This is a genomic window from Catalinimonas locisalis (assembly GCF_038039535.1).
Lineage (GTDB): Bacteria > Bacteroidota > Bacteroidia > Cytophagales > Cyclobacteriaceae > Catalinimonas.
Genome location: NZ_JBBPHP010000088.1, coordinates 1 through 3,664 on the forward strand (window position 1 = coordinate 1; position 3,664 = coordinate 3,664).

The 3,664-nt window shown below is 36.9% G+C and carries 3 protein-coding genes and 1 pseudogene; all 4 read right to left on the bottom strand.

From position 1 onward, the window contains the following. Positions 1–57 precede the first annotated feature (57 nt). Positions 58–708 (bottom strand): hypothetical protein, encoded by a 651-nt coding sequence (locus WJR50_RS33850; RefSeq protein ID WP_341297750.1) that lies wholly within the window; start codon positions 706–708, stop codon positions 58–60. Positions 709–766: 58 nt separating this feature from the next. Next, entirely contained in the window at positions 767–1,720 is a 954-nt protein-coding gene (locus WJR50_RS33855; protein WP_341297751.1) for a hypothetical protein, read from the bottom strand. 225 nt (positions 1,721–1,945) lie between these two features. Beyond that, positions 1,946–3,241 (bottom strand): ATP-binding protein, encoded by a 1,296-nt coding sequence (locus WJR50_RS33860; RefSeq protein WP_341297752.1) that lies wholly within the window; start codon positions 3,239–3,241, stop codon positions 1,946–1,948. 163 nt (positions 3,242–3,404) lie between these two features. Then, positions 3,405–3,563 (bottom strand): annotated as a pseudogene (locus tag WJR50_RS33865) (JAB domain-containing protein); the annotation flags it as partial. Positions 3,564–3,664 lie beyond the last annotated feature (101 nt).

A 3,664-nucleotide genomic window follows, 5' to 3' on the forward strand; every position in this document is an offset into this window, starting at 1 on the left:
TACTACCGCCAAATTGGAAACTTGCCAAGGTAATTGATGTGATGGAAAATTAACAGGCTACTTCACCGCACGGATACCTTTCTTTATATTAGAAAGCAGTTTTTTTATTTGAATTGCTGCACTTGGAATTGGAAGAGAAATAACTTCTCTAATACAGGTTTCCAACCAAGAAATTAGCTGTAACCCTGTAATTTCATTTTGGTTCGGGTGAGCTGCGCTTACCCAATTTCGCATATAGTTTATATAGGTTAAGTGCTTGTAACCCACTTCAGAGATGAGCTCAATTTCCCTTGCTCCATTTATCAACTCACTATCCTGGAGTTTTACTAAGTCTTCTTCACTTTTAAAATTTTTTCTCCTATCTCCACCTACTGTGTTGTCATAAAAATATTCAAGGTCAAATTGGGCAACTCTTTTTCGTAATTGTAAAATAGTCTCATCCCATAAATAATTCAGTGATGCATCAAATAATCCAGAAGCACTTGCCGCCAAGAATTTAGACAAGTAAATGGACTTTTGAGACAGGGTAGGTTCAATTTGATCAATTACATAATCAATATTATAAAAAACACGAAGTCTTTCATTGACACTATTAAAAATTCCTTCTGTAGGTAGGTTATGTGATTCAAGGAAAGAAACTAGACCTTTCTCAAAGTCAGAAATTCTCTCTGGATAGTTATTCTTTTCGTTCGTAATATTGATTGTCATATCAGTTTTTTATTGCGCCAAGCAGTTTGACTAAACATCCGTATTTATATGATTATTTTTATGTCACTGGCAGTATTTTTTCAATTTTATTTCTAAAGTCAATTCCGCTTTCAGCATGGATTAGTACAACTTTTCTACTCGAGGAAGTTTGTTTGTTTATTTCTCGAGCCATTCTTTTCACCATTTCTGTAAGCCCTGTGTTGTAAACAAACCAAAATTCACCCTCCAATCCTTTTTGCCTTGCAAGAAAACCTCTGAATGAATTTAAGCCAACTTTGCTTTTTGTTAGATATTTAGCTTCAATAAAATACTTCCTATCCTCAAATTCAAACTCTAAATCAAAAAGAGAATTGAGAGACTTCGGTGTTCTCAATAACGTGGTACCAGGATAATTTTGAATTATCTCAGCAATTTGGTTTTCATAATCAAATGCTAACTCGGTAGATGATTTTTGATGATCAGTTTCAATACTTTGATTTTCAATTTCTTCATCTTTTTCCTTTTCAGTTCTATATCTAGAATAGAAACTAAATATTCCCACAATTCCACTTAGAATTGCAATAGCAATAGATATCAATTGAAGAACCCAAATAGAATCTTTTTTTGCTTCTATAATTTGTTCTTCCGATGGTTTAGGAATTTGTTTTTTTATAGACTCAAGCTCGGAGATGAGGTTCTTCCTTGTTTTAAGAGGTAAAAACCTGTCCAGCATAAATGATTCTTGTGCCCTAGTCAAAACTTGTTCTGGGGTTAGAGGGAAAGTATGACTAAGTGTCAGCTCTTTAGCTTTAATAAGGATCTCTATTTCAGAGTATGTGCAGAGAGAATCCGAATAAATTAGTTCTTTGATTGATTGCTGAAGTTCTCTCTGTGCATTTATAAACCTTTCATTTTGAGTTTCTCTTAACCAACTTGGTATATAGAAAACTCCGAAGTATAAGGTCAAAAGGATACCAATAAAACCGAAAATATTAGAGAGATTCCTTATTACCCATTTCCAAAATGCCTTCATCTGGTTCAATTTCTAATGTTCTCAACAAACAAAACGAGCTATTTCATGTCATTGGGATATACTCATCTTGTCATTGTGACCATAGTGTAAAAGAAACGAAGGGTAAGTTTACCACTTAGCGTAAGTACAATCACCCTCTTATATTTTTTCATTTTGCCTTCCAATATAGTAAAGAAAATGTGTAAAAAAATCTTAGTAAAGTTAATTTACACCATTCAGCTTTATTTACTCCTCAATTGGACTTTCTTTCATCCAATCCAAATACCCTTTAAGTTGGGATACCAAATAGTAAGGCAAATTAAGGAGCGTATAGGTTTTACCATCCGGTGTATTAGCTTTACTGATCCTGATTTTTCCTGCATAGAAGCGTACTGCTGTATTATGCGGAGCCATATCCATAAACAAATGCAAAGAGCGTAACTTCCCTTCCGCGCCGGATTTTACTTCTACCGGAATGAGTTGCTGCTTATAGGGGTATAGGAAATCTACTTCTGCCTGCGAGGTTTTCTTCTCCCGTACCCAGAAGTGCAATCCACTTAGTACATTACTTTGGCTGGCCAGTATTTCTTGGCCTACGAGATGTTCTATTAAAGTACCTTGATATATCTGATCTAAGTTGTCTGTTTTGATTATTTCTCTTTGAATACCTAGAGAGAAATTCACGAGTCCGGAATCCAATACCTGCAGCCGGGGCGATTTACGATGATCGGGTAGGAGAGGTAATGTGGCATTGGTCTGAGGAAAAACCAGATTTATAAGCAGTGCTTTTTCTATGGTTCGCAGTGCTTCGCCCATCTCCCTGGATCCATACTCGGATCGGCCAAAGCCCTGAAACTTAATACGATGACCGGCCTCCTTAAAGACTGAGCGTATAGCATGTCGGATATATTGAATTTGAGAGGCATTATTAGCATACTTTTCTACATCGTCCAGATATGTAGCGATCAATGATTCGTAAATTGGCGCTAATGCCGTCAGGTCTCTGTACTGGGCATAATGCTGTATCACTTCCGGCATACCGCCCAATAGCGCATAGGTATGAAATAATCGTAGTAACTTTTCATGAGCAAAGTCATTTATCGGCACTTGCTGGAGTTGATCCAGAGCGGCTTCTTCTCCCGTTGCCTCCAAAAACTCAGGAAAGCTAACCGGTCTGATAACCCGGTACTCTACACGACCAACCGGAAAAGTAGCTTTCGGATTAAAAAGTATTTCTAATAATGACCCCGCCGCTATAACTGCTAATTCAGGCACCTGCTCATAAAAATAACGCAGAATGTTCATTGCCTCCGGCATTTCCTGAATTTCATCTATAAAAAGGAGGGTCTGATCCAGTTTGTCCAGCTTTTTACTCCTCAGGAAGAATAATCCTTGTAAAAGTGTATCTATATCTCTAAAACCCTGGAAAACCTCTTTATCTTCAGCAAGTTCAAGGTTAAAGTATAGGTACTGATCAAACTCTTTGGCAAAAGCATGTATGGCAGTTGTTTTTCCGACCTGGCGAGCTCCTCTTATCACCATGGGCTTTCGAGTTTTACTATTTCGCCATTGAACTAAGTCTTGATGAATACTCCTTTGAAACATGTCATAAAGTTAGGGCATTTTTATACAAGTTATGCTATAAAGTTAGGGTTAATTTTATATGTATATGCATTGAAGTTGGGGTAAATATCAAAAAAAGGGGCTAAAGAAGCCCCTCGTCAGCAAAGCTATAATAGCTCTGCTTGCTTAAGATCAGATGATCTAAAATTGGAAGATCCAGGAATTGTCCTCCCTGCTTGAGTTTGCGCGTCAGGTCTATATCTGCTTTTGATGGAACGAGGTTCCCGGAAGGGTGATTGTGAGCCTTATGTAAAGCTTTACATAAATCACATTATGTAGAGTAGATATTTATGTGAAGTAATGTAGCTAAAGTGCTCATACTGAAGAATTACTCTTTCATTA

Bases quoted from the DNA above. Each gene is read 5' to 3' on its own strand.
- WJR50_RS33850 (WP_341297750.1), bottom strand. From the start codon at position 708: ATGACAATCAATATTACGAACGAAAAGAATAACTATCCAGAGAGAATT.
- WJR50_RS33860 (WP_341297752.1), bottom strand. From the start codon at position 3,241: ATGGTGATAAGAGGAGCTCGCCAGGTCGGAAAAACAACTGCCATACAT.
- WJR50_RS33855 (WP_341297751.1), bottom strand. From the start codon at position 1,720: ATGAAGGCATTTTGGAAATGGGTAATAAGGAATCTCTCTAATATTTTC.